This window comes from Nostoc sp. (assembly GCF_036917455.1).
Taxonomy (GTDB): Bacteria; Cyanobacteriota; Cyanobacteriia; order Cyanobacteriales; family Nostocaceae; genus Nostoc.
This window is the reverse complement of the sequence record NZ_JBALDK010000074.1, coordinates 22,806-46,884: the sequence shown is the minus strand read 5'-3', so window position 1 is coordinate 46,884 and position 24,079 is coordinate 22,806. Positions and strand designations below refer to the sequence as shown.

21 protein-coding genes and 1 tRNA gene are annotated in these 24,079 nt (G+C 41.3%); 14 read left to right on the top strand and 8 right to left on the bottom strand.

Annotation, left to right across the window (positions count from 1 at the left end; all coding sequences use genetic code 11):
- Positions 1–50: 50 nt before the first annotated feature.
- Positions 51–314, bottom strand: a complete 264-nt coding sequence (locus V7K42_RS08650) for an IS4/Tn5 family transposase DNA-binding protein (protein ID WP_334915307.1) — start codon at positions 312–314, stop codon at positions 51–53.
- Between the two features lie 285 nt (positions 315–599).
- Between V7K42_RS08650 and V7K42_RS08645 the strand changes: the two genes are divergently transcribed.
- Positions 600–3,605, top strand: a complete 3,006-nt coding sequence (locus V7K42_RS08645) for an MFS transporter (RefSeq protein WP_334915305.1) — start codon at positions 600–602, stop codon at positions 3,603–3,605.
- 261 nt (positions 3,606–3,866) lie between these two features.
- Here the strand turns inward: V7K42_RS08645 and V7K42_RS08640 are convergent, their stop codons facing one another.
- On the bottom strand, positions 3,867–4,271 hold the full coding sequence (locus V7K42_RS08640) for a response regulator (protein ID WP_334892255.1): 405 nt from the start codon (positions 4,269–4,271) through the stop codon (positions 3,867–3,869).
- A 1,124-nt stretch (positions 4,272–5,395) separates the two neighbouring features.
- Between V7K42_RS08640 and V7K42_RS08635 the strand changes: the two genes are divergently transcribed.
- Entirely contained in the window at positions 5,396–6,259 is an 864-nt protein-coding gene (locus V7K42_RS08635; protein WP_334915303.1) for an alpha/beta hydrolase, read from the top strand.
- Between the two features lie 186 nt (positions 6,260–6,445).
- Here V7K42_RS08635 and V7K42_RS08630 read toward each other — a convergent pair whose 3' ends face one another.
- Positions 6,446–8,029, bottom strand: a complete 1,584-nt coding sequence (locus V7K42_RS08630; RefSeq protein ID WP_334915301.1) for a glycosyltransferase family 39 protein — start codon at positions 8,027–8,029, stop codon at positions 6,446–6,448.
- 775 nt (positions 8,030–8,804) lie between these two features.
- On the opposite strand from V7K42_RS08630, the gene argZ reads away from it, so the two are divergent.
- Both argZ and V7K42_RS08620 read left to right on the top strand, forming a co-directional pair.
- A complete protein-coding gene (argZ, locus tag V7K42_RS08625; RefSeq protein WP_334915299.1) occupies positions 8,805–10,916 on the top strand; it encodes a bifunctional arginine dihydrolase/ornithine cyclodeaminase in 2,112 nt (703 codons plus the stop codon).
- Positions 10,917–10,958: 42 nt separating this feature from the next.
- Positions 10,959–11,486, top strand: a complete 528-nt coding sequence (locus V7K42_RS08620) for a DUF2085 domain-containing protein (RefSeq protein ID WP_334915297.1) — start codon at positions 10,959–10,961, stop codon at positions 11,484–11,486.
- Between the two features lie 156 nt (positions 11,487–11,642).
- Here the strand turns inward: V7K42_RS08620 and V7K42_RS08615 are convergent, their stop codons facing one another.
- Both V7K42_RS08615 and V7K42_RS08610 read right to left on the bottom strand, forming a co-directional pair.
- Positions 11,643–11,813, bottom strand: a complete 171-nt coding sequence (locus tag V7K42_RS08615) for a hypothetical protein (protein ID WP_334915295.1) — start codon at positions 11,811–11,813, stop codon at positions 11,643–11,645.
- A gap of 472 nt (positions 11,814–12,285) precedes the next feature.
- Positions 12,286–12,358 (bottom strand) — tRNA-His (locus tag V7K42_RS08610).
- A 124-nt stretch (positions 12,359–12,482) separates the two neighbouring features.
- Here V7K42_RS08610 and V7K42_RS08605 point away from each other — a divergent pair.
- The 3 genes from V7K42_RS08605 (at position 12,483) to cobA (V7K42_RS08595) (ending at position 14,540) form a co-directional block, all read left to right on the top strand.
- The gene (locus V7K42_RS08605; protein WP_334915310.1) at positions 12,483–12,866 is read left to right on the top strand and encodes a DUF4359 domain-containing protein; all 384 of its coding nucleotides are present in this window, start codon (positions 12,483–12,485) and stop codon (positions 12,864–12,866) included.
- A gap of 151 nt (positions 12,867–13,017) precedes the next feature.
- The gene (locus V7K42_RS08600; protein WP_334915294.1) at positions 13,018–13,764 is read left to right on the top strand and encodes a sirohydrochlorin chelatase; all 747 of its coding nucleotides are present in this window, start codon (positions 13,018–13,020) and stop codon (positions 13,762–13,764) included.
- Positions 13,761–14,540, top strand: a complete 780-nt coding sequence (cobA, locus tag V7K42_RS08595) for a uroporphyrinogen-III C-methyltransferase (protein ID WP_334915292.1) — start codon at positions 13,761–13,763, stop codon at positions 14,538–14,540. The genes V7K42_RS08600 and cobA (V7K42_RS08595) overlap by 4 nt, the downstream gene beginning before the upstream one ends.
- Positions 14,541–14,570: 30 nt before the next feature.
- Here cobA (V7K42_RS08595) and V7K42_RS08590 read toward each other — a convergent pair whose 3' ends face one another.
- A complete protein-coding gene (locus V7K42_RS08590) occupies positions 14,571–15,191 on the bottom strand; it encodes a hypothetical protein (protein ID WP_334915290.1) in 621 nt (206 codons plus the stop codon).
- A gap of 411 nt (positions 15,192–15,602) precedes the next feature.
- On the opposite strand from V7K42_RS08590, the gene V7K42_RS08585 reads away from it, so the two are divergent.
- The 7 genes from V7K42_RS08585 to V7K42_RS08555 all read left to right on the top strand — a co-directional run bounded on the left by V7K42_RS08585 (position 15,603) and on the right by V7K42_RS08555 (position 22,207).
- Positions 15,603–16,565 carry a homogentisate phytyltransferase gene (locus tag V7K42_RS08585; RefSeq protein ID WP_334915288.1) on the top strand — a complete coding sequence of 321 codons (963 nt, stop codon included), beginning with the start codon at positions 15,603–15,605 and terminating at the stop codon, positions 16,563–16,565.
- A gap of 3 nt (positions 16,566–16,568) precedes the next feature.
- Positions 16,569–17,042, top strand: coding sequence for a tetratricopeptide repeat protein (locus V7K42_RS08580; RefSeq protein ID WP_334915286.1), 474 nt, complete (start codon positions 16,569–16,571; stop codon positions 17,040–17,042).
- Positions 17,043–17,157: 115 nt separating this feature from the next.
- Positions 17,158–17,301 (top strand): hypothetical protein, encoded by a 144-nt coding sequence (locus V7K42_RS08575; RefSeq protein WP_334915285.1) that lies wholly within the window; start codon positions 17,158–17,160, stop codon positions 17,299–17,301.
- 325 nt (positions 17,302–17,626) lie between these two features.
- Complete coding sequence (locus V7K42_RS08570; RefSeq protein WP_334915283.1) at positions 17,627–18,856, top strand: tetratricopeptide repeat protein; 1,230 nt, start codon at positions 17,627–17,629, stop codon at positions 18,854–18,856.
- 195 nt (positions 18,857–19,051) lie between these two features.
- Positions 19,052–20,641, top strand: a complete 1,590-nt coding sequence (gene cobA / locus V7K42_RS08565; protein WP_334915281.1) for a uroporphyrinogen-III C-methyltransferase — start codon at positions 19,052–19,054, stop codon at positions 20,639–20,641.
- A 27-nt stretch (positions 20,642–20,668) separates the two neighbouring features.
- Entirely contained in the window at positions 20,669–21,265 is a 597-nt protein-coding gene (gene coaE / locus V7K42_RS08560; protein ID WP_334915279.1) for a dephospho-CoA kinase, read from the top strand.
- A gap of 615 nt (positions 21,266–21,880) precedes the next feature.
- On the top strand, positions 21,881–22,207 hold the full coding sequence (locus tag V7K42_RS08555; RefSeq protein WP_334915277.1) for a hypothetical protein: 327 nt from the start codon (positions 21,881–21,883) through the stop codon (positions 22,205–22,207).
- Between the two features lie 160 nt (positions 22,208–22,367).
- Here the strand turns inward: V7K42_RS08555 and V7K42_RS08550 are convergent, their stop codons facing one another.
- Positions 22,368–22,733 (bottom strand): DOPA 4,5-dioxygenase family protein, encoded by a 366-nt coding sequence (locus tag V7K42_RS08550; protein WP_334915275.1) that lies wholly within the window; start codon positions 22,731–22,733, stop codon positions 22,368–22,370.
- 317 nt (positions 22,734–23,050) lie between these two features.
- Positions 23,051–23,587 (bottom strand): universal stress protein, encoded by a 537-nt coding sequence (locus V7K42_RS08545; protein WP_334915309.1) that lies wholly within the window; start codon positions 23,585–23,587, stop codon positions 23,051–23,053.
- Between the last annotated feature and the right edge of the window lie 492 nt (positions 23,588–24,079).

Here is a 24,079-nt window from a genome sequence, read left to right as displayed (position 1 = left end):
CTACTGATTAGAGAATTAGGTGTTATAAAGTATTAAAACATATAAGTATTTCAGCGATCGCTCTTTGGAGAAAAACTTTTTGGTTTACTGTTAATTAACTCACTGTGAGTCACTTCTTCTTCTGCAAATAATCTGTAGGCTGCTCTGACTTCATTCCAACCTGACATGATATTTGGCAGACTGGCTTCGGGATTAGCGGCAATTGCTGCTCCCACAGCGATCGCTCTTTGTGTGCGACGACTATCCCCCAACTCAGCATCTTCCCATTGCTCAACTGCCCAAGCATTGAGGTCTGTGAAATTTTTCAACTTCATACTCTGACTCTATTACACCCTTACCTCACTTTAAAAGATGTTGGTAATGACAAGGGCTATAAGTCAGGGGTTTTTTCGTTTGGATGCAAGATGCGCCCAAAACTTTAAGGTCATTTAAATTTATCTAATAATCGATAGTCCTGAAGGCTGAGTGGGAAACATAATACTCAGTTACTCAGGACTTTTGCTATTTCCAGGGGATGAGGGAATCAGGGATAAGGGGGACAAGGTAAAATTTTTCCCTCTTCCCCATTACGCGGTGATACTACCAGAAAATAAAACTGCATGGAACTGAAAAATCACTGGTTGGCTGTAAATAAAGTTGCTTTACCACGACTACTACAGTGGGTGAATCTCCGACCAGAGGAGAGCGAACGAACTCAGATAATGTTTATTTTTTACACAACTGTGTGTGTAGGATTGCGGTGGGCAGAAGACAGTACGGTGGCGCTGTTTTTAGATGAATATGGGACTCATCTCTTGCCGTGGATGTATATTGCCAGTGCCGCAATGAGTTCAGGACTGGTTTTTTTATACTCTTGGCTGCAAAGAATTTTTCCCTTGCGTCGGGTGATTGTGGCGATCGCACCTTGTATGTTGATGCCATTACTTTTATTAGTTGTATTACGTTGGGGAGCGCATATTTCCTACCTGGCAGTTATTTCGGCCTTTCTGCTGCGGTTGTGGGTAGATGCCCTTTATGTAGTTAATGACCTCAACACCTCCATCGTTGCTAACCAAATATTTAATATTCGGGAGATTAAACGCACTTACCCACTGGTGAGTAGTGGTCTTTTGGTAGCAGATGTGATTAGTGGTTTTAGTTTGCCTTGGCTAGTGGAATACACCTCACTAAATAAGATCATCTTTATCGCCTGTCTAGTGATTTTCTTAGGATCGGGGATTTTACTCTATTTAACTAATCGCTATCGAGCGGCTTTTCCTGAAACCCCACAAAAACTAATTCCTGAAGAACAAGTTTCACGAGAGCGTTTCATTAAAAGTCCTCTAAAGCGCTATGTTTGGCAATTGTTTGCCTTTGTCGGTCTATTGCAAGTGATTGGGTTGTTAATAGATTTTCAATATCTGCGCGAACTCCAATCTAATTTAGGCGACCGAGAACTCGCCAGTTTTTTGGGTCTTTTTGGTGGAATGTTGGGACTGTGTGAATTGTTGTTGCAATGGTTTATTTCCAGCCGACTCATCGAACGGATGGGAGTATTTTTCACAGCGACCCTTTTACCAATCACTGTAGGCATTGCACTACCAGGAGTGTTGGTATTGTTGAATTTAATTCCAGCCATCCAATCGCAAAGCTTTTTCTGGGGTTTGATAATTGTCAAATTTTGCGATGAACTTCTCCGCTACACCTTTGTCATGAGTAGCGGCCCCATCCTGTACCAACCGATTCCAGAGGCAATTCGCAGCCGGATGCAGACTTTATCTGGTGGAACCGCCGAAGCGATCGCTACAGGTTTGACAGGAGCGCTAATTTTTGCAACTATATTGTTTTCTGGGCGGTTTGTACCCGTACCACTACAAAAGTTGGTGTTAGTAGCAGAAACAATGTTGATAGCTGGCACCTGTTTAAAAGTAGTTTGGGAATTGCGATCGCGCTACGTTGAACTGTTAGTTTTAAGTGTGGCCCGGGGTCACTTGAGTGCAACCAATGTCGGCTTACGATTCTTCAAGCAAGGCGTAGTCAAAGCTTTAGGAGAAAAAGGCAGTGAGGCTGATAAACGCTCTTGTATTGAACTTTTAGCCCAAATTGACACCCAAGGATCTGCGGAAGTTTTAGCACCTCTGTTAGTCAAGTTAACCCCAGATTTACAGCGCCAAAGTTTGGAAGTCATGCTGATGGCAGGTGCAAATCCCGCTTATCTATCCGCCATCCGTCCTTTGTTAGAACAACCCCAAGAAACTAACCCCGAAGTTTTTGCCTTGGCGCTACGCTACGTTTGGCTGGCTGAACCAAATCCCAATTTAACCATCCTAGAAGAATACCTGAACCCCCGACAAAACTCACTCATCCGCGCCACCGCCGCCGCTTTAGTCTTACGCCAGGGAACGCCGATGCAAAAGGTAGCAGCAACTAAAACCATGCGCCGAATGTTGACTCATAAGCAAGAACGAGAACGGGTGAATGGAGTTAGAGCGCTCAGAGAAGCAGTTTATTTGCAGGCGTTGCGGATTCATATCCCGAATTTGTTACAAGATGAGTCGTTACGGGTGCGCTGTGCCGTATTGGAAATGATTGCAGCAACCCATTTAGAAGAGTACTATTCAGCACTGATAGCAGCACTTTATTACAAATCAACCCGCACTACAGCAATGTCAGCCTTAGTACGACTAGAGAATGAAGCTATAGAAATGCTGTTGCGGTTAGCTACCAATATTTACAAACCAGAAGTAGTGCGGATGTACGCTTGGCGTACCATTGCTCAAATTGGTACTCAACAGGCATTGGAGACTTTATGGGAAAACTTGGAGACATCTTGGGGAACTACGAGAGATCATATACTTCGCAGCTTACTAAAAATACATAAACAACCAGGAATTAGAGGTTTAGTCGATCGATTTTATGAAAGTCGGGTAGAAAATTTAATCCAGCAGGAATTAAAGTTTTTAGGCGAAATTTACGCCGCATATATAGACTTGAAAATATTAGACGAAAAAGAAAATCATCAACCAAGTGAGAGGATTGTGATTGTCTCAGAGTTACTGCAACGCGCCCTTTTAGAATTGGAATTGGATGTTAAAGAGCGGCTGCTACTATTATTGAAACTGCTTTACTCGCCAGAAAAGATGCAGGCAGCAGCATTTAATCTGCGATCGCTCTCAGTGGTAAACTTAGCGCGGGGGTTAGAAATCCTAGAGCATACCGTAACTTTGCCTTCAAAGTCTCTGTTGCTGAATATTTTAGATAATCGACCGCAGGCAGAAAAATTGCAACATCTTGTAGAAGCCAAGATCGGAGAATATGAAAATATGGTAGTTAGCGATCGCCTCCACAGATTGCTAATGCTGGGTAACTTCCTTTCTGACTGGTGCCTAGCTTGCTGCTTTCATTTTGCTCAAGTGACTCGCACTAGACTGACAAGCTCTGAGATTTTAGTCAGTTTGCGTCATCCAACAGGCTTTGTTAGAGAAGCTGCGATCGCATATCTAAATATGGTTTCATATCGTGTTCTCCTGCAAATCTTACCCCAGTTGCAAAAAGATCCACATCCTTTGGTGTCTGCTCAAGTTAAAGAGTTACTCAAAAAATACCAATTCAAAAATTATAATTGACTTTGAAAAAGAGTTTTAGCCTTAATCCAAGCGGATTGATTTATAAAGTAAAAATAAAATTAGCGGCGGGTGTATTAAGTACATATTTCTAGACATCGAGCGCAGAAAATGTCATCAAAGCGCCTAATCCACTGTGTCACATGGCGGTGCATTAGGCTAAAGCTGTAACACACCCTAAATTTTGATTACTTTATAAATAGTCTCTTACTGTTAATAAATCTCACCATATTTCAGGGTGTAAAAAGCAAGGCACTACAATAATTACCAATTACAAGAAGCAACCAAGCTAGCCACTATCTGAACTAGTTCTTCTGGATCGATCGGTTTCGATACATGAGTGTCAAAACCACCTTCTAAGGCACGAATCCGATCCTCACTATCAGCATAAGCTGTTAAAGCAATAGCGGGGACTCGTCCACCATTCTTTGGGTGAAGCGCACGGATTTTGCGAATGAAGGTGTAGCCATCCTCACCAGGCAACCCAATATCAGAAATTAACACATCGGGCTGCAATTCAGATAATACTTTGCGTGCCGCATCTGCCGATATTACTGGTATAACTTTTGCTCCATCCATTTCCAACACAGTAGTAATGAAAAAGCGAGTATCATTATCATCCTCAACTACCAGGATATCTAAACCAGCAAGAGTTCCAGAAGTTTGCATAATAAAGTTTTTAATTAAATGACGAGCTTTGTACAAGTCCAAGTCGTAGTCACGGGGATGCTTGCAGTTGCGCGTGGGCGGAATCACGCCTGGATTTGCAGGTGTTAAATCACGCGCACATCAGCATCGTATCCTGGTGGCATGGTGTTAGCAACAACAGTAGGTAGCAGTTTATCGAAACAGAATTCAGGAGTCAGGAATCAGGAGTCAGAATTCACTTGGGTATTCTGACCGAAAAAGCGGATAACGGAGCGTAAAGCCTAGGTATAGCAACTCTTAGAGAGGCTGCGCCAACACTTAGAGCGAGTCCGCAAGCGGATGAATAAATGGGTTTAAGATCCCCATAAAACAAGAAAATTTGGTGGTCATCAATCAGTCGCGGGTCTGAATCCCCGACTGTAAGCGTTGCGTTAGCTCATCCTGGAGCATCTTGATTCTGACAGGAGTTGATAGGAAACGTCTCCGGCTCCGCTCCTGTTAGCGGATAGCTAAGGTTTAGCCCATTCTGGCGTATCTGCTTTCTTCTTCAACCGCTCCATTAGCGACAAGCCGCTAAGAGCATCTACGGGTCTGGAATAAGCCTTACCAGGGAGCAATGCGATTTTGTGAGCAGGGGGAGCAGGGGGAGCAGGGGGAGCAGGGGGAGCAGGGAAGGCAGGGGAGGCAGGGGAAGAGAAAGAAATAAGTGTATTTATAGCTATAAAGGTCGTAAAAAATACTAGAGTTTTCTCTTCACTCCCCCTGCTCCCCCTGCTCCCCCTGCCTCAAGAGCTCTTTTCACGAGGAACTCACTTTTTCGCGTTGCTCCCGCCTTACCATAGCTTCTCTACAGATACTGCTGTTACCTGGCGCAATTGCCACAAACAGGAAATTAATTAGTCCAATAATTTGATCTTAACTTTACAAAGGTGAGAAAATAGTAAAAATTTATTCTTGAATAAATTTTCAGCTTGCGTAATAGAATTTATAAATAGTAAATTTATCAAACAGAATTCAGGAGTCAGGAGTCAAAATGGGCGTTTAGCCTATTCTAGCTTCTTAATTCTTCTTCAAGAAAATATTTAAACCGAGATTGTACTGAAAGTTTTACTTTTAAAATTACTTGAGCTAAACCATAAAACTCAATGCTGTACCGCAATTTTCAAACTCAAGCCGACCTAGATTACCAGTACAATCCCAGCGAACTAGGTCTTGATATACCTGGATACATAAATTTTTATGCCACAAACAGTGCTCGAGTGCGTGAAAAACTGCGTTGTCATCTAGATGTTGCTTTTGGCTCTACCCTAGTCGAACATCTAGATATTTTTCCCGCAACGCAGCCACAAGCACCAATTTTGGTATTTATCCACGGTGGCTATTGGATAATGTCCAACAGCAAAGATTTTAGCTTTGTCGCCCAAGGTCTTGTAGCTGCCAATGTTACAGTAGTAGTGGTTAACTATGCCTTGTGTCCAAAAGTAACCATTGATGAGATTGTCCGTCAAAATCGTTCAGCGATCGCCTGGATTTATCATCATGCTGAAAGCTTTGGTGCAGACCCCAATCGCATCTATGTAGCTGGTCACTCAGCCGGTGGTCACTTAACTGCGATGCTCATGTCTACAGACTGGAAAAACGACTATGGACTACCAGATGACATCATTAAAGGTGGTTGTGCTATCAGCGGTTTGTTCGATTTGATGCCATTTCCTTACACCTGGCTACAACCCAAAATACAACTCACCTGGGCTGAAGTTCTTCGCAATAGTCCTATCCGTCATCTTCCTGAAAAATCTGGCTTTCTACTTGTAACTTTTGGTGGCGAAGAAACTTCAGAATTTCAACGACAATCGCTAGATTTTTTGGCTGCATGGAAAGAAAAAGAATTACCTGGTGAATACTTACCACAGCCTAATGAAAACCACTTTACGGCAATCAATGGTTTTTTAGACACTGACAGTACACTGTGTACAGCAATTTTGAGGCAAATCAATAAAGCTACATGATATTAGCATTGATACATAACATACCCTTTTAAAATACCTAAGATAAAGAGAGCTATTGCTTTCTCCAGCTTTTAGGCATTACTAGCTAGTATAAGGTCATGCACTTTATAATTGCACGGGTGAGCAAAGCTTACTGTGGTTATGTTCCTATTTGAAGCGCCATATCTGCACCCAAATTAGGTTGATTTATTTTACTTTCCAGAAAAAGCGGTTTATCTGCTGTAACTTTGAGTTATAAACTTTTTCAATTCCAGCTTTTAAGAAGTCAGATGGCTCGTACAATAACAAAAATATGTCACTAAAGCCATTAGCAATCTCTGGTAACTGATTTTTTTCTACAATTTGAAATCGCACTTTTGGATCGACTAAGTGCCCAAGTATTTGTACTGGTGGAAGTATGTTATCAGTATTACTAATTAACAGTGGTTTATCTCCTTGACTAATAATATTAGCAATTTTTGGAAATTCTTGGTATTTTTCTGGATATTTGTTCCACCATATCTGGGCTTGAGAGTTGATCGTACAAGATATAATTCCGCTCATTATTAATATCAATGTTACAAGTGACCAGAACTTTTTCTGCCAAGCTTTGGTATAAATAGACGTGAGCTTGGTGGTCAATAAATAAGCAACAGCTAACTGGATACCTAAAACGGAGGGAAGTGTATATCGACTAGTAGCATATCGATCTCGAAGGACGAAATCCGCTATTAGTAGGGGAAGACCTACTGAGCCAATTAAGGTTAAGACAAATAACCAAACTCTTTTAGATGTTCTTCGACAGAGAACATAAATTGAGTAGAGCATTAAAACTAAAATAATTAAAATAAACGGAATTAAGGCAATCTTAAGTTTTCCTGGATCGCTAGGACTAATACCTAAATCAAGAAACGTCCGACTAAATATACCAGCCCATCTTGCAGCTGATGCAAATAATGTTTGTTTCACACTCGCCCAACCTACTGATTCTGGTTGAGGATTGGTAATAATAATCCAAATCCAAGGTACAAAAATTATAAACGCTACAAAGGATGATATCAGATAAGAAATTAATGTTTTGCTCAATCGGAAGCGTTCGATTGCAATTACATAAATTCCCTGTGAAAAAGCAACTAAGGTAAAAAATATGTGGGTATAAAACCCTATTAATAATGTTGCTGCATAGATGAACCAACTAACTTTTGTTTTAAGGCGCATGGCTCGCAGCAGTGCTATGCTCGATGCTAAAATGGTTACTATCCATAAACTGTATGCTCGTGCTTCTTGTGCATACACCACGTCAACAGGTGAAACGGCTACTAAAGCTATAGCTATCCACCCTATTAGTGAAGACTCAAATAATTCTTTACATAGCAAATAAAGAAAAGGAAAAGTCAGCAGACTAATGAATGCCGAGAAACTTCTCGTTACTGCTACAGAATTACCAAATAATTCTACCCAGAACCGGGTTATCAAAATGTATAGCGGCAAAATCTGTGAGTCTTCTAAGATAATTCCTTTAACTGTATCAGTTGCATTTTTATCTGGGTTGGGATACTGATATTTCTGCAAATCCTCTGTGCCGAACACACGACCATTACCTAACTGCTTTCTCATTTCTGACTGCATATAGCCAGATATGCGTAATGATGAGAAAACCTCATCACCCCAATAAAGTTTTTTGTCAATATTAACGAATCGAAAAAATATACCTATAACTAATAGGATAATTACTACAAAGCGTAACCAAGATTTAGAAATATTCCAGTTCTCTGACAATTGGTTATTCATAGATCAATAGTGATATCAGCAAAAGTTCAAAATAGTTTTAATCGCAGTTTATCTAAGATTGGTGTTTAGCATAACAGGTATAAGCCTGCAAGTAAACATCTGAATAATCATCTCAGATTAACAGTTAACCAGGATCGAATTCTCTATAAATCTTTGGGCTAAAGGTATTCTATGTCAACAAAATAAGTGTCAAAACATTTGCAGATTTTAGCAATGAAATACCACAATAAATACAATTTTTACTTGACATGGTATAGTATAAATTAATATAAACATAAAAAACTTGTGTTAAAAACAAAAATATTTGATAAAGTTTATACGAAGATACCATAAATACGCCTTCGGGTAGGATTGCAAGCAAAGGGACGTTAACGTTTGTTTAAACTCAACCTTGCAGTAGTCGAACCTTGGTCTGGTTTATTTTTTAGACTAAGCTAGCGATCGCTGTTGCGATATTTGCGATCGCGCCTACTAACCAGAAAAAGAAATAATGTTTCCTTGTTTAGAGCCTCTTTGCCCCTTTTTGACGCAAATAAATATGGCTATGCCAAGCTGCGCGAACAGAAATCAAAGCGGGCTGTTATAGATGTATGTCATTTTGCCACCTCCTCGACTTATTGCCATCTTCCAGTAATAGAATTAAAAGTGAAGCTTTTGTAAAGCCTTCAACTATCCAAAGATAGAGCTTTAGTAGCAGATTTTACCAAATGTTAGTAAATCAAAAATCTGTATCTAAAATGGGCTTGTAGCATATATAAACGCTTGTAAGATTTTTATGACTTCCCGTATTCGCTTTTTGATGTGTCCTCCTGACCACTACGATGTAGACTATGTGATTAATCCCTGGATGGAAGGGAATATTCATAAATCATCGCGCGATCGCGCCGTGGAACAGTGGCAAGGATTACACCAGATCCTTAAAGAACACGCCATTGTAGATTTAGTACCACCCCAAAAAGGTTGGCCTGATTTGGTTTTTACCGCCAACGCTGGCTTGGTACTGGGTGATAATGTCGTCCTCAGTCGCTTTTTGCACAAAGAACGTCAGGGAGAAGAACCTTACTTCAAACAATGGTTTGAGGAAAATGGTTATACAGTCAATGAACTTCCCAAAGATTTGCCTTTTGAGGGTGCAGGAGATGCACTGCTAGATCGGGAAGGACGCTGGTTATGGGCGGGATACGGTTTCCGATCGGAATTAGATTCTCACCCTTATCTAGCTAAATGGCTGGATATTGAGGTTCTTTCACTACGACTGATAGACGAGCGTTTCTATCATTTGGATACCTGTTTTTGTCCCTTAGCAAATGGCTATTTGCTGTACTATCCTGGCGCTTTTGATTCTTACTCTAATCGCTTAATTGAAATAAGAGTCGCACCAGAAAAGCTAATTGCAATTGCTGAAGCTGATGCAGTCAACTTCGCTTGTAATACGGTGAATGTGGATAACATTGTGATCATGAACAAGGCGAGTGATGCTTTGAAAACCCGCCTTGCAGATGTGGGTTTCCAAGTGCTGGAAACACCGCTTACTGAATTTCTCAAAGCTGGTGGCGCAGCTAAATGTTTAACTTTGCGAGTAACGGAACCAGTTAGAGATGAAATTCATGCCAATGTCTCGGTAGAAAGCCGCATCATTCGCATGGAAGGACACTTACTTGATGCTGGCCTAATTAACCGCGCCTTGGATTTGATTATAGATGCTGGGGGAAGCTTCCAAGTCCTGAATTTCAACTTGGGAGAACAACGGCAAAGTACCTCCGCCGCCGAGGTGAGGGTATCAGCACCATCCCATGAGGTGATGGAAGAAATCATCTCTCTATTGATTGATTTGGGTGCAGTAGATTTACCCCATGATGAGCGTGACGCAATTTTGGAACCTGTAATCCAAGATGGTGTAGGGCCTGATGATTTCTACGTGAGTACAATTTATCCTACCGAAGTCCGAATTAATGGACAGTGGACAAAGGTAGAAAATCAGCGCATGGATGGCGCGATCGCAATTACCCAAACTCCCACTGGCGTAGTAGCTAGGTGTAAAATACTCCGCGATTTAAAAGTTGGCGAACAGGTAATTGTGGATGTATTAGGTATCCGTACCATCCGCAAAACAGAATCGCGCGAACTCCGCAACACCCAAGAATTCAGCTTCATGTCGGCGGGCGTTTCCAGCGAACGGCGCGTGGAATTGGTGGTTGAACAAGTAGCTTGGGAATTACGGAAAATCCGCGATGCTGGCGGTAAAGTAGTTGTCACGGCTGGGCCCGTGGTGATTCACACTGGTGGCGGCGAACACCTAGCGCAACTGGTTCGGGAAGGATATGTACAGGCGCTGCTTGGTGGAAATGCGATCGCAGTTCACGACATCGAACAAAATATTATGGGTACTTCCTTGGGTGTAGACATGAAGCGGGGTATCGCCGTTCGTGGTGGACACCGCCATCACCTCAAGGTAATTAATAGTATCCGTCGTTACGGCAGCATTCCAAAAGCTGTGGAAGCGGGGGCAATTAAGAGTGGCGTAATGTATGAGTGCGTCCACAATAATATACCTTTTGTGCTTGCGGGATCGATTCGGGATGACGGGCCTTTACCTGATACCCAAATGGACTTGATTCAGGCGCAGGAGGAATATGCTAAACACTTGGAAGGGGCGGAGATGATTTTGATGCTGTCATCGATGCTGCACTCCATTGGCGTGGGAAATATGACTCCGGCGGGGGTGAAGATGGTGTGTGTGGATATTAATCCAGCTGTGGTGACTAAATTAAGCGATCGCGGTTCTGTGGAATCGGTGGGTGTGGTGACGGATGTGGGATTGTTCCTTAGTTTGTTGATTCAGCAGTTGGATACGTTGACTAGTCCTTATGTAAATAAGGTAGGTTAGGAGAACGAACCGCAGAGGCGCAGAGGACGCAGAGAAGGGGAGATGGGAAGAGTAGCTTTCGGTGAAGAGTTGCAGGTTAATTGGGTCAGTTTGATTGCTGATTTCTTGTTGGTAGGGATGGTTTTTGGCCCGCCGATTGCTCCCTTTTTGGCTGCGTCTGGAGTGTCTTTGCTTCCTGGGATTGCGGACATCATTTATTTCATGGGTAATCATGTATGTCCGCAACCAAATATGGGGTTAGATTTAGCACCACCGTTTATCATGGCTGTGTGTATGCGTTGCTACGGCACTGTCACGGGTTTGTTGATTACTCGTCTGCTGTATGGGATAAGTGGTGGTAAGGGATTTTACTGGTTAAGTCAGTATGGCTGGAGTGGTGTGGCGATCGCTAGTGTGTTAATGATGGCTTATCCTTTGGAATTGGCAGCACAAGTTTTCGGTTGGTGGAGTTTTAATAATTATCTGGTTACGCCTTTTGGGTTGATTACGGGTTTAGCGTGGGGATTGTTTACTATGCCCATTTTCCACGGGTGGCGGGTTGCAAAAACTAGCTTGGGGACTTCCAAATAAAAAATATTCCAAAACTGACGCAAAAATCCTCTTAATCTCTCCTCTCTCTGTGTTCTCTGCGTCTCTGTGGTTCGTTTTTTGGGACAATTTATTCCTTGAAAATCCCTTGGATAAATTGTAAAAGCGATCGCCTTAATCGCCGCCTCAAACATTCTTTTATCGACTCCACTTAACCCTGTCAGCCAGAGGATTAGCCCTTGATGGTTCATAACTCGCTTTTTCTTTCATTTGTGAAAGTGTGCGATCGCCACCGGAAAGACCGAAAAGTTTACCATACTTTTTCCCATTCTTGCGGATCTGGGTGGATGCACACCTTGGACATTTCATGGCGATCGCTCAAATTCATGCTTCAATTATGTATGCAACGCCAAATCTTTTATAAGTAGGACTTACGCAGCCTCTCATACCCGCATTTCTCACAAGCTTAAGGGGAAGGATGGGCAGAGGGGCAGAGGAGCAGAGGGGAAAGAACTTGGTATTTGAACTCTCCCCTGCTCCCCTGCTCAAGCGCAGGCTTAATCGAGATGTGGTGAGAAATCCGGGTCATAGAGTCTGTGCGAAGGCGAAGCATATCGTAGAGAAGGATTCTTAATGCTTTCGCAGTTCAATAAATTAAGATCAAGAGTGATTTCTTACGTAAGTTATAATAAGATAAGCTAATGAATTATAGTAAACTTGCAATCCTTCCAAGTGTGTAAAGCTATAGATTACAAATCCTGGTTAAAGTGATGGTTATGAGTGTTCGCACCATGCAACTCACCTTCAATAGGAGTGTAGCTATCAGTATTAAATTACCTAGGGCGAACGACGGGACTCGAACCCGCGAATGGTGGTACCACAAACCACTGCCTTAACCACTTGGCTACGCTCGCCATTCAACAATCTGAATTATAGCAAGAATTTCGCAAACGATCAAGAGTTTGTGTTCAAGGAACGGACTCAATTGATTTAGAGTCTCTGAAATCTAACAATTACAACGAATTTTACTTGGTGAACATGAAACCCCTAACCATCATTGCATATACTGGAGCCGCAGCAGGACTCGCCGCCTTGGGTGTGACAATGGCGAAGACTAATCCCAGTCAGGTTGAATATGAAGAATATGCAGTGCAACGGTTGACAAAATACTTAAAAACAGATGTATGCAAAAAAACTACAAATATTATAGAAAATTTAATCCATTTTAATTGCGATAAATTGGTTGACTCTGCTAACCCGCAAATCCAAGGAGTTATTGCCAGAACTACAGAAAGACAAAATTACATTATTTTTAGCATTTACCGTACAGATTTAAAAATAAATTCTTGGATACCTTCTTACAAATTTGAAACGGTGGGAGCTTTTAATCAATTTTATACTTACACTGCCGAAGAACAATAAGACAATCGGCAGTGAAATGATAGAAAAGTGATTTATAATACTTGCATTTAGTAATTGATAATAGTTTTAATAATCACTAGAGTACTTGTTACTACCAGCTTAATATTAAGTAAAATATGAGGATTAGTTACTGAGAGTTCAAGCTTTGCCGATGTCATCTGCCTATCTGCTAGTGTCTCACGGAAGTCGTGACCCGCGCCCAGAAGTTGCTATGCAGCAACTAGCTAGGCTGGTATGTCACCAATTGCCAAAGAACTACAATGCATTAAATAGCGAACATTTGGTTGGCATAGCTGCTTTAGAAATGAGTCCTCAGCCTTTACATGAGCAGATTCAACAATTTGCTAAGAGGGCTTTTGGTAATCGCAAACCATCTCAAAACCAGAATCGCCTCAAAATTGTACCGCTATTTCTGTTGCCGGGAGTGCATGTGATGACAGATATTCCAGCCGAAGTAGCGCTAGCACAACAGGCAACTGGTCAAGATATCATGATTGAGTTGCAACCATATTTAGGTTCTCACGCCAATTTAGAGAAATTACTGGCCAAGCAAATAGCTACTATAAAAGCAGAAGCATGGATTCTCTTGGCTCATGGTAGCCGTCGCCCAGGTTCTAAAGAAACTGTAGAAGCAATGGCGGCGAGTTTGTCCGCAGTGGCTGCTTATTGGTCTGTACCTCCTAGTTTAGAATCACGGGTGACAGAGTTGGTAACTGCTGGTTATAAAGAAATTGCAATCTTGCCATACTTTTTATTCGCTGGTGGAATAACCGATGCGATCGCAGCCTCCATAGAGGAGCTAAAATTACAATTTCCTGCGGTGAATTTCCAATTGGCGCAGCCACTGGGAGCAAGTGCAGAACTAGCCGAGCTAATTTGGGATTTAACGGATAGATGAACCGCACAGAAAAACAGGAGAACAAGTATTTGGGAAAGGTTTATTTAGTAGGTGCGGGGCCAGGAGATCCAGGACTAATAACCCTGAAGGCGAAAGGTTTGTTGGAATGTGCAGATGTTGTTATCTATGATGCCTTAGTCAGTCCGGCAATTTTGGCAATGATTAATCCCCAAGCCGAACAAATTAACGCTGGTAAGCGCAGGGGTAAGCATTCATTATTCCAGGAAGAAACAACTCAATTGCTGATTGAGAAAGCGCAGGATTATGCAATTGTGGTGCGGTTAAAGGGTGGCGATCCTTTTATCTTTGGTCGCGGTGGCGAGGAAATGGAAGAATTAGTCAACGCTGGAATATCAACTGAAGTTGTGCCCGGTATTACATCGGGGATTGCGGCTGCGGCATACTCCGGTATTCCTTTGACTCATCGACTGTATAGTTCTTCAGTGACATTTGTAACTGGTCATGAAGCGGCAGGTAAGTATAGACCGAAAGTGAATTGGAATGCGATCGCACACGGTTCCGAAACCATTGTAATTTATATGGGAATTCACAATCTGCCTTATATTGTAGAACAGTTAAGCGCAGGTGGGTTGAAGGTAGAAACACCCATTGCTTTGGTGCGCTGGGGTACGCGCCCAGAACAAGAAGAATTAATTGGAACCTTAGAGACAATTGTAAAGCAGGTAGAGCAAACTGGATTTGGTGCGCCTGCGATCGCAGTCATTGGACAAGTGGTTAATATCCACAGTATTTTGTCTGGTTGTCGTCCAGTTTAATGGCTGGCGAAAATCTAAAATCCCCTTTCTTTAAGTTTCTCGAATCCAGAATGCCAAACCTCCTGCACGGCCGCGAGCCGCAATCAAATCTTCCCTCACTAAAAAGAAGGCAAAGAAGGGCTGTTGAGCTATGGACTGGTTGTAGAAATCTTCTGTTTTAACTTTGCCAGAACGAATTGGTCTGTTGTAAACAATACGACCAAACAAACTGATAATCATCTGGTTAAAGTCAAACGCTAATAAATTTTTCTTACTTGTATATTGTACTGGCCCGGTGAGCTTCAATAAAACTGGCCCAAGTTCAACCTGATTACAAATTTTACCCCTATCTGAATCCTCTTCTAAAGTCGCATTAAAGGAAACATGGATTTTGATAAACTTGGGTACATAAAAACCCTTCCCTAATACAATTCCTCCGTGTTCTCTGACTTTCTTAGTGCCAGTAGCAAAACAAAGTTGCCATTTACCTAGAAGAGACTCAAAGGGATAAGTTAAATGTTGCTGCTTGGCAGATTTTTCTGATTCCAGTAACGCATTGACTAATTTTTCTGCAATAGGGCGTGTATCTCTTTCTCGTCGATATGCGGCCGCGGCCTGTGATAGCACGGTAACAAAGTCAAATTTGGCTACAGGTGTCAAATTAGCTGTCATAATTTAACTATTTCTTATGCTTTTCTGATAGATTGTAGCGCTATAAGGGGTCAGGAGTGCATAATTAGTTGTCAAATTTTTTCAAGATTGAGAGTCTTCCCTAAGATAGATTCGCTACGCCTAGCTAGCTTTTGAGTAGCGTCAGGGCGGGCTATGCCACCACGACCTCCTCTATTAAAGCTCATGTTAATGACCAAATTCTGTGACAATAGTTAAGAATCTGACAATTCATGCAATGGGAAAAGTTAACACGAAACCTAATCCCCCTAATCTTCCAGTCCCGAACTTTTGTAGGGAATGGAGAGAATTCAAAGCTTCTCAAGAGCAGGAAAGAGGAATAGAGGTGAGGTTTTCCCAATCCTATGAAAAGTCAGAGTTAACAATAAGCCGGAATCTGAATCTAAGGTACTCATGAGCCAGAGTTCTCAAAACAGCCCTTTGCCACGCAAACCTGTTCAATCATATCTCCATTGGTTATACGCTTTCTGGAAATTCTCTCGCCCTCACACGATCATTGGCACAAGTCTGAGTGTGTTGAGTTTGTATTTTATTGCCATTGCTATTAGTAATAATACTGATTCTTTATTTCCTAACTCTTTACTTCCCGTCTTCGGTGCATGGATTGCTTGTTTATGTGGCAATGTTTACATTGTAGGGCTGAATCAATTAGAAGATGTTGATATTGACAAGATTAATAAACCTCATTTACCGTTGGCATCAGGTGAGTTTTCTCAACAGACTGGGCAATCAATTGTCGCATTGAGTGGGATTTTGGCGTTAGTAGTGGCGTGGCTAACTGGGCCATTCTTATTTGGGATGGTGGCAATTAGTTTGGCTATTGGTACTGCTTATTCTTTACCGCCAATTCGCTTAAAACAGTTTCCATTTTGGGCGGCGCTGTGTATTTTTTCGGTGCGCGGCACGATTGTTAATTTAGGATTGTATTTGCATTACAGTTGGGCGCTGAAACAAAGCCAAATAATTCCGCCTGTGGTATGGGTGCTGACGTTATTTATCTTGGTGTTTACCTTTGCGATCGCCATATTTAAAGATATCCCCGATATAGAAGGCGATCGCCTTTACAATATTACTACTTTCACCATCGAGCTGGGGCCCCAAGCTGTGTTTAATCTGGCTCTTTGGGTGATAACTGTCTGCTATCTGGGAATAATTCTAGTTGGGGTGCTACACATCGCCTCAGTTAACCCCATCTTTCTGGTAATTGCTCATTTAGGGCTGCTGGTTTGGATGTGGTTGCGGAGTTCGACGGTAGACTTACAAGATAAAAGTGCGATCGCTCAATTCTACCAATTTATCTGGAAACTATTTTTTATCGAATATCTGATTTTTCCTATCGCTTGCCTTTTGGCCTAGACAATGCTAGAAACCTTTCCTACCAGTTCTATTATCGCTGCTCTTGTTGTTGTTTTGAGTTTGTCAATCCTGGGCTATTTCGCTTGGAAAACTTTGATTACCTCAGACTTGTTTCAAAAAGGAATCAATCTTGCTCAAGCAAAAGATTACCAAGGTGCAGAAGCAGCCTTTCGCAAAGTGATTTCCCTCAACTCTACTAATGATGTAGTGCGTTTGTTTTTGGGAGATGTTTTAAACCAGCAAGGCCAAGTAGAAGAAGCAACAGAATTATTCCGGGAAGTAATTCACCGCAGTCCAAAAAATCCTGATGCTTACTTGCGTTTGGCGAATATTCTCATGCAGGAAGAGCGAGAAGAGGAAGCTAAAACCAACCTGCTACAAGCAAAAAATTTATTGCAAAAACAACGCCAACCTGAAAAAGCTCAAAAAATCGCTCAACTGTTAGAGAAAATGAGTATTAAGTCAAGTCAATCTTAAGTTGAGTAAGAATTGCAGAGATTAAATTTTCCTGTTTCGTCTCCTAACTTTTTTACCATTCCCATCATTCTTATGGTGAGAATGGTTTTTATTTGGAAATTTTCCAGCAATTGCCTTGACTGCTTTTGCTAGAAACGATGATCGGGAAAAAGCATTAAAAGCTGGGTTTCAAATACATTTATCCAAGCCTATCAACCCAGAGGAATTAATTGCAGCCATTGCTCAACTTGTTGAAACAAAAGTGTCAGCAATTATCTAGAAAACGACTTTTTATTCATAATAAAACTTTATCTATTATGAGCGGATACTTGTATCAAGTTAGGTTAATAACTTATAATTTCTGCTAGAGCTACGCTTTTGCTGCCCTACTGTGTATACACAAGTCGAAAAATCCTCTAGCCATATTTTTGTCAGAATAGAACTGTTGCACTCACCAACATCCCTTCTAGACCTGAACAAGGCTGATAGCGAAAGTCTTGTGTGGTACAGTATAACCCCGCAAAAAAAGGAGGGGCTGAGAGTGTCAAAATGGCAATTAGCCGAACTCAATATTACATATAAACCAAGCAGATAAGGTAATAAAAATGCTGAAAAACAAGAATCTACTGGTAGCGGCTATTATCTGCTTGTGTTTGAGTAATGAGAATGCTGCCTTTGGTAAAGATGTTGGCATTGTTTTATCAAAAATTCCAGACTCAAATCGAGCAGCACTTCCTGGAAACAAAAATGCAGTTGCTAACTTTGAGCAAGGAACCAATCTCTACAAACAAGGAGATTTCAAAGGAGCAGAAGCGGCTTTTCGGAAAGCAATTGAACAAGAACCCAACTTTGTGCAAGCTTATATTGCTTTGGCAAATACTCTCGACGATCAAGGCAAACCCCAAGAAGCGATCGCACAATATAATAAAGCCATCAGCCTCGATCCTCAAGAGTCTGGAGCCTACTTTAATTTAGGTTTGACTTTAGCAAGACAGAATCAGTTAGAAGCTGCGATCGCCCAATATAAAAAAGCTCTCAGCCTCGAACCAAATTATGCAGACGCTCACTATAACTTAGGAAATGCCCTCTACGCTCAAGGCAAGTTAACCGAAGCAATCACCGAATATACAGCAGCTATTCGCCTCAAACCCAGTTATGCCCCAACTTACACGCGTCTGGGAAATACTCTGTACGATCGAGGTGAGTTAGAACAAGCAATTACTCAGTACAAAAAATCCATTAGCTTTGATTCCAAGTATGCAGACGCTCACTATTATTTAGGAAACGCCTTATATGCTCAAGGAAAACCAGCAGAAGCGATCGCGGAATATACAGTAGCCATTCGCCTCAATCCAAAAAATCCCGCAGGTTATAATGCCTTGGGAAATACCCTCTATGCTCAAGGCAAACTAGAAGAAGCGATCGCCCAATATAAGAAAGCCCTCAGCCTCGCTCCCAACTATGCAGATGCTCACTATAATTTAGCAAGCGCTTTTTACGCTCAAGGCAAGCTTGCAGAAGCGATCGCAGATTATACCGAAGCGATTCGCCTCGATCCAAAACACGCACAAGCTTACACGGGTTTGGCAAATGCAATGGACGATCAAGGTAAACCCCAAGAAGCGATCGCACATTACAAAAAAGCCATTAGTCTTGTACCCAACGATGCCTTCACTTACTATAATTTGGGAATCACTTTAGGAAGACAACAACAGCTAGAAGAAGCGATCGTTAATCTCAAAAAAGCCAGAGAGTTATTCCAAGCTGAAGACAACAAGGAAATGGTTGAGCAAGTTAATCAGCTAATCCAAAAAATTAATATCCGAACAAATTGAATTAAGGGGACAGGGTATCAATACGGTTCGGTTAAGATCCCTCCGCCTACGGCGACCCCCTTAAAAAGGGGGTAAAAGATGGTTATTTATAAACCCCTCTTTTCAAGGAGGGTTGGAGGGATCTTCGAGGAATAAACAGGGTATCGGGGATTGGGGACTGGGAAATGGAAAGAAGTAAGCAATGACAAATGACAAATGACAAAGATTAAAGAAAGGGGCAAAGTCTACCTTGTAGGTGCTGGGCCTGGAGATGTGGCATACCTAACGGTAAAAGCTTACAATCTCTTAGCTGCTGCTGAGGTTTTAGTCTACGATGCGTTGGTAGATGCTCAATTATTGCAGTGTGTACCACCTGATTGCTTAAAGTTAGATGTTGGGAAACGCGGTGGTAAACCTAGCACAACCCAAGGTGAGATTAATCAGTTACTAGTAAAGCATTGCCAGGAAAGAAAACAAGTTATACGGCTTAAATCAGGCGATCCGTTGATTTTTGGGCGTTGTACTTCCGAAATTGAGGCTTTAAAGGCATCTGGTTGTGATTTTGAACTAGTACCAGGAATTTCTTCAGCCCTTGCAGCACCGTTGTTAGCAGGTATTCCCCTCACAGATCCGGTATTGAGTCGTTGTTTTGCAGTGCTTACTGCTCATGAACCAGAGGTTTTAGACTGGGAGGCACTCTCACGCTTAGAGACCCTCGTAATTTTGATGGGAGGGCAACATCTGTCAGAGATTGTACATCAACTAGTGCGAAACGGGCGATCGCACTTAACACCCATTGCGATCGTTCGTTGGGCTGGAACTCCTCGTCAACAAATTTGGATAGCGCAATTGGGCAATATTTTGGAACAAACCACCGGATTATCACTTTCCCCGGCGGTAATTGTAGTTGGCGAAGTTGTTGGGCTAAATAAGTACTTACAACCTGAGAAAATAGATTGTCAGGATTCGACTACACCCCAAACTCCAATGTCAAGCAACCTCTCCGCCTCTACCCAACCTCTCATTGGCAAAACAATCTTGGTGACACGTTCAGTTGGACAATCGAGTACATTTAGCGATCGCCTCATCGCATTAGGTGCATCAGTCATCGAAATGCCTACATTAGAAATCGGCCCGCCCTCCAGTTGGGTAGCTTTGGATGATGCGATCGCTCATTTATCTCAGTTCGACTGGTTAATTCTCACTTCTACCAATGCCATAGATTACTTTTTTGAAAGGTTAATCACCCAAGGTAAAGATACCCGTGCCTTAGCAGGTGTGAAAATTGCTGTAGTTGGCGAGAAAACAGCCTATAGCCTCAAACAATACTCTCTCCAAGCAGATTTTATTCCTCCCAACTTTGTTGCTGATTCTTTAGTAGAAAATTTCCCAGAGGAACTGGATGGTAAAAAGGTTTTATTTCCCAGAGTCGAAAGCGGTGGAAGAGAAGTTTTAGTTAAGGAATTAACTCTCAAGGGAGCAAAAGTAATTGAAGTTTCTGCATATCAATCTTGTTGTCCTAGTGGTGTTCCACCTGCCGCAGAATTAGCTCTCCAAAACTGTAAGGTAAATGTAATTACCTTTGCCAGTTCTAAAACTGTGCAATTTTTCTGTCAGCTTACTGACAAGATATTTTCCAATAACTCTGATGCTAGTGAGTTATTAGAGGGCATTTGTATTGCCTCCATCGGGCCTCAAACCTCTAAAACCTGTCATACTTTATTCGGGCGTGTAGATGTAGAAGCCCAAGAATATACTTTAGATGGTTTAACCCAAGCACTAATAACATGGGCAACCAATTCTTAATATCAAATATTAAATATCCAATGACAAATGACAAAACGTATAATCGGCTTAACCGGAGGTATTGCCACAGGTAAAACTACTGTCACCAATTATTTAGCTAGCGCTTATAACCTACCGATTCTGGATGCAGATATTTATGCAAGAGAGGCAGTATCTTTAGGTTCGCCTATTCTTGGTGCGATCGCTCAACGTTACGGCGAACAAATTTTACTTCCAGATGGCAGCCTCAACCGCCAAAGACTAGGCGAAATTATCTTTAATCGTCAAGATGAACGCAACTGGATAGATAATTTGATTCATCCTGATGTGCGCGATCGCTTCCTCACAGCAATTGCTCTATCTTCCTCAGAAACACTGGTGTTAGTAGTGCCTCTATTATTTGAAGCAGGAATGACTGATTTGGTTACAGAAATATGGGTAGTGCGTTGTTCTCAAGAACAACAACTACAAAGATTGATACAGCGAAACCATTTAAATAGAGAACAGGCACAAGCTCGAATCAATAGCCAATTATCTATTGAAGAAAAAGTGGCTTATGCAGATATAGTTTTAGATAACTCTTCTACCCTAGAAGTACTACTGAAGCAGATAGATATAGCTCTAAAAAGCACACGTAAGGAATAAATTCTATTCATCGTCACAAATATACATAGATGGAATTTTTAAGAGATAAAATCTTTACAAATTTAAGATTATCTAGTTAAATAAAAGAATGTCATATCTGACCTAATCTTGTCTAATAATTCGGTGATTTTACAGTTGAAGCTGCGATTGATAGTACTGTAAATTTAGATGTTGTTGGTCAAGAAATATCAGGAAGTAAAATAAAACATTAACTCAAGCATTAATAACTAAAATTAAGATTTAATGAAAATTAATTGGAAATTATTGATCTTCTTTTAAGATTATTATTAAGTACCTTCTCAACGAACTGCTTAATTAGACATTGGGTGATAGAATTGCCTTTACTAGCTGTCAATGTGGTTGATTACTAACTAGATTGTTCACCTGTTCGATTCTAGATTGGTGATTAGACCTCTTGCAAAAATCCTTGAATTACCCCTCCCCAACCCTCCCCGATGTGTTGGGGAGGGCGCAAAATTTCAAGTTTCCCCCTTTTATAAGGGGGGATTAAGGGGGGTCTATTCTACTTATGCAAGAGGTCTATTGAAAGGGATTGAGATTAACCTTGAGTCCAGAACTATTTGTTATAGATTTCTTCTTTGGGAAAACTCACTTATGTTTTTGATCGGGACAGGTATGAACTTAAGTTTTAGTTTTTTAAGTAAGTTAGCTCTAGTTAGTTTTCCAGGAAACGAATTAAAGCAGAAGAATAAAATACACGATTATAGCCAGCTAGTTTATGGAAGCGACTACGTATTTGAGCGCATCAATGAAGGAATGGTAGGATACATGACTGGAGTAAGTAAAGGCATTAAACCTTGCGATCGCATTATTCTACAAGAAGGTTGTGAATCTTATCAATATCAAGTTGAAGAAGTTGATTATTATTCAGATCCGTCTGATATGTGGATAGCTTTGCTTAAGCAAGTACCAATTGACTAAATATTAAAATTAACCACTCACTTCAATTCCATGTCTGAAGATTTTCCTTCTCTTACTAGAGAATAAGAGAAAAGATTTATAGTGGGAACTTTAGTCCTCATAATAACGTTTTACGCCTCAGACCAGAACTCTGTTTACCCAATCAAGTGAGCTACTTCCCTTAATTAGATACAGTCGAACTAAGCTGTCGAAGAAACTCAATATTCAAATCTAGCTTTTCTCCTAACCATAAAGAATAAACCGCGTGGTCTGCGACAGCATCGCCTGTCTCAGGGTGGACGAGGATATCCAATCCCTCACGATTGAGCATTAACCAGGGAACGACTTTATCAAACTGATTTGGTAAGAAAGCAACTTGATACATCCCTTTTGGGTGTGGGCCGATGGGCTTATCAAACCAGCGTCCGAGTTGCACCTCAAACCTAGCGCCCAATCCTTCACGTACATGCGCGGCTACATCTCGACTCGCAGTATCGAAGTAAACATGAGCATGAAAACCAGCGATCTCGATAGTATCTTCTTTCATAGATCTACTTTTCGCTCTCAACTTTAATTTTGGATAGCAGACTTTTTCTTTTTCACTAAAAAAGCGATCGCTCCATCTTAGCCCAATACCGTGCCGTTAAGGATAGGCTGTGGCGATTTGGCTCTATAGAGGTCATTGATTGAAGTAACTAGATAGGCAAAAATAAACATTTGGCTAGCTATGATTTCCGCAATGTTTAGTAGTCTGTCAAGTTTCAATTGATAGGTAAGCAAGTTCGTAGTAAGAATTAAAGTCTTAATTTTATAAGCGCTTCAGTGCTTACTACGAAACTCCAAAACTAGTTTGAAAAGTAGTACTTAGTTAACGCTTAAAGTACTTGTAGTTTTTTTAACAACTCCATCTGTTTTAACAGCAACTGAAAGATGCAAAACATGAACTGAACAAGGAGCATGGTGAAGAACGTAGTTACTCACACTACCGAGAAATAGTTCCATTAGCCCAGAATGACCCCGCCGCCCCATAACAATAAGGTCAGCACCATAACTATGGGCTAAGTCACAAACAACCCGGCCAGGATTACCAACATTTTGGATAAATTCTATACTTACTCCTGCTGTGTTCGCTTGGGCACAGAAAGATTGCAGCATCTGGATTCCTAAATTTTTAAAGGTATCCCACTGCTTTTGGTATAACTCAAAGCTTTGACTGCTCAATCCTGGATAGTAGTCAAAATTAGACAATACAGGTACGTAAGGGCTACCGTCTTCTTCTGGCGATAAGACATGCACTAGCATTAAGCTAGCTTGTGTTAACTTTGCTAAACCCAACGCTTCTTCAAAAACCTGTTGTCCTATTTCCGAGCGATCTAATGCAACTAGAATCTTTTTAAACATCATAATAGACCTCCGATTTTGCTGGTAATTGGTCTTTACGGTTTCGGGTTTCCAGATGTTGGATTGTCAAAAACGATCGATCCCTCAACTATGTTTAGCGACTTTTGAATTTTAAATTTCTTAAAGATTTTCGCCCTATATTTATACTTATAGCAAAACAATTTGAGGAACTTGTTAAGAAAGCAAGCATCTTGAGTTATGAAGCGATCGCTTGTTTTTCTGCATTCTTTTTCTGCACTTTTTAGCTTTTTTGTCAACTCATAAATTATACAACTAGCCATTTCAAGGCGACTCTTAAAATCTCTGCGTTCTCTGTGTCTCTGCGGTAGAAAAGTATTTTATTAAACCACAGAGGCGCAGAGAACACAGAGAAAAGAGCTTACAGAGGAATATTTTGACCAAAACTTTTTACCCACCTTGAAAGGGCTAGTACACGGCGGAAATAAACCACTTTATGAAACGTCTAAAACCCTTACGCAATGGTAATTACGA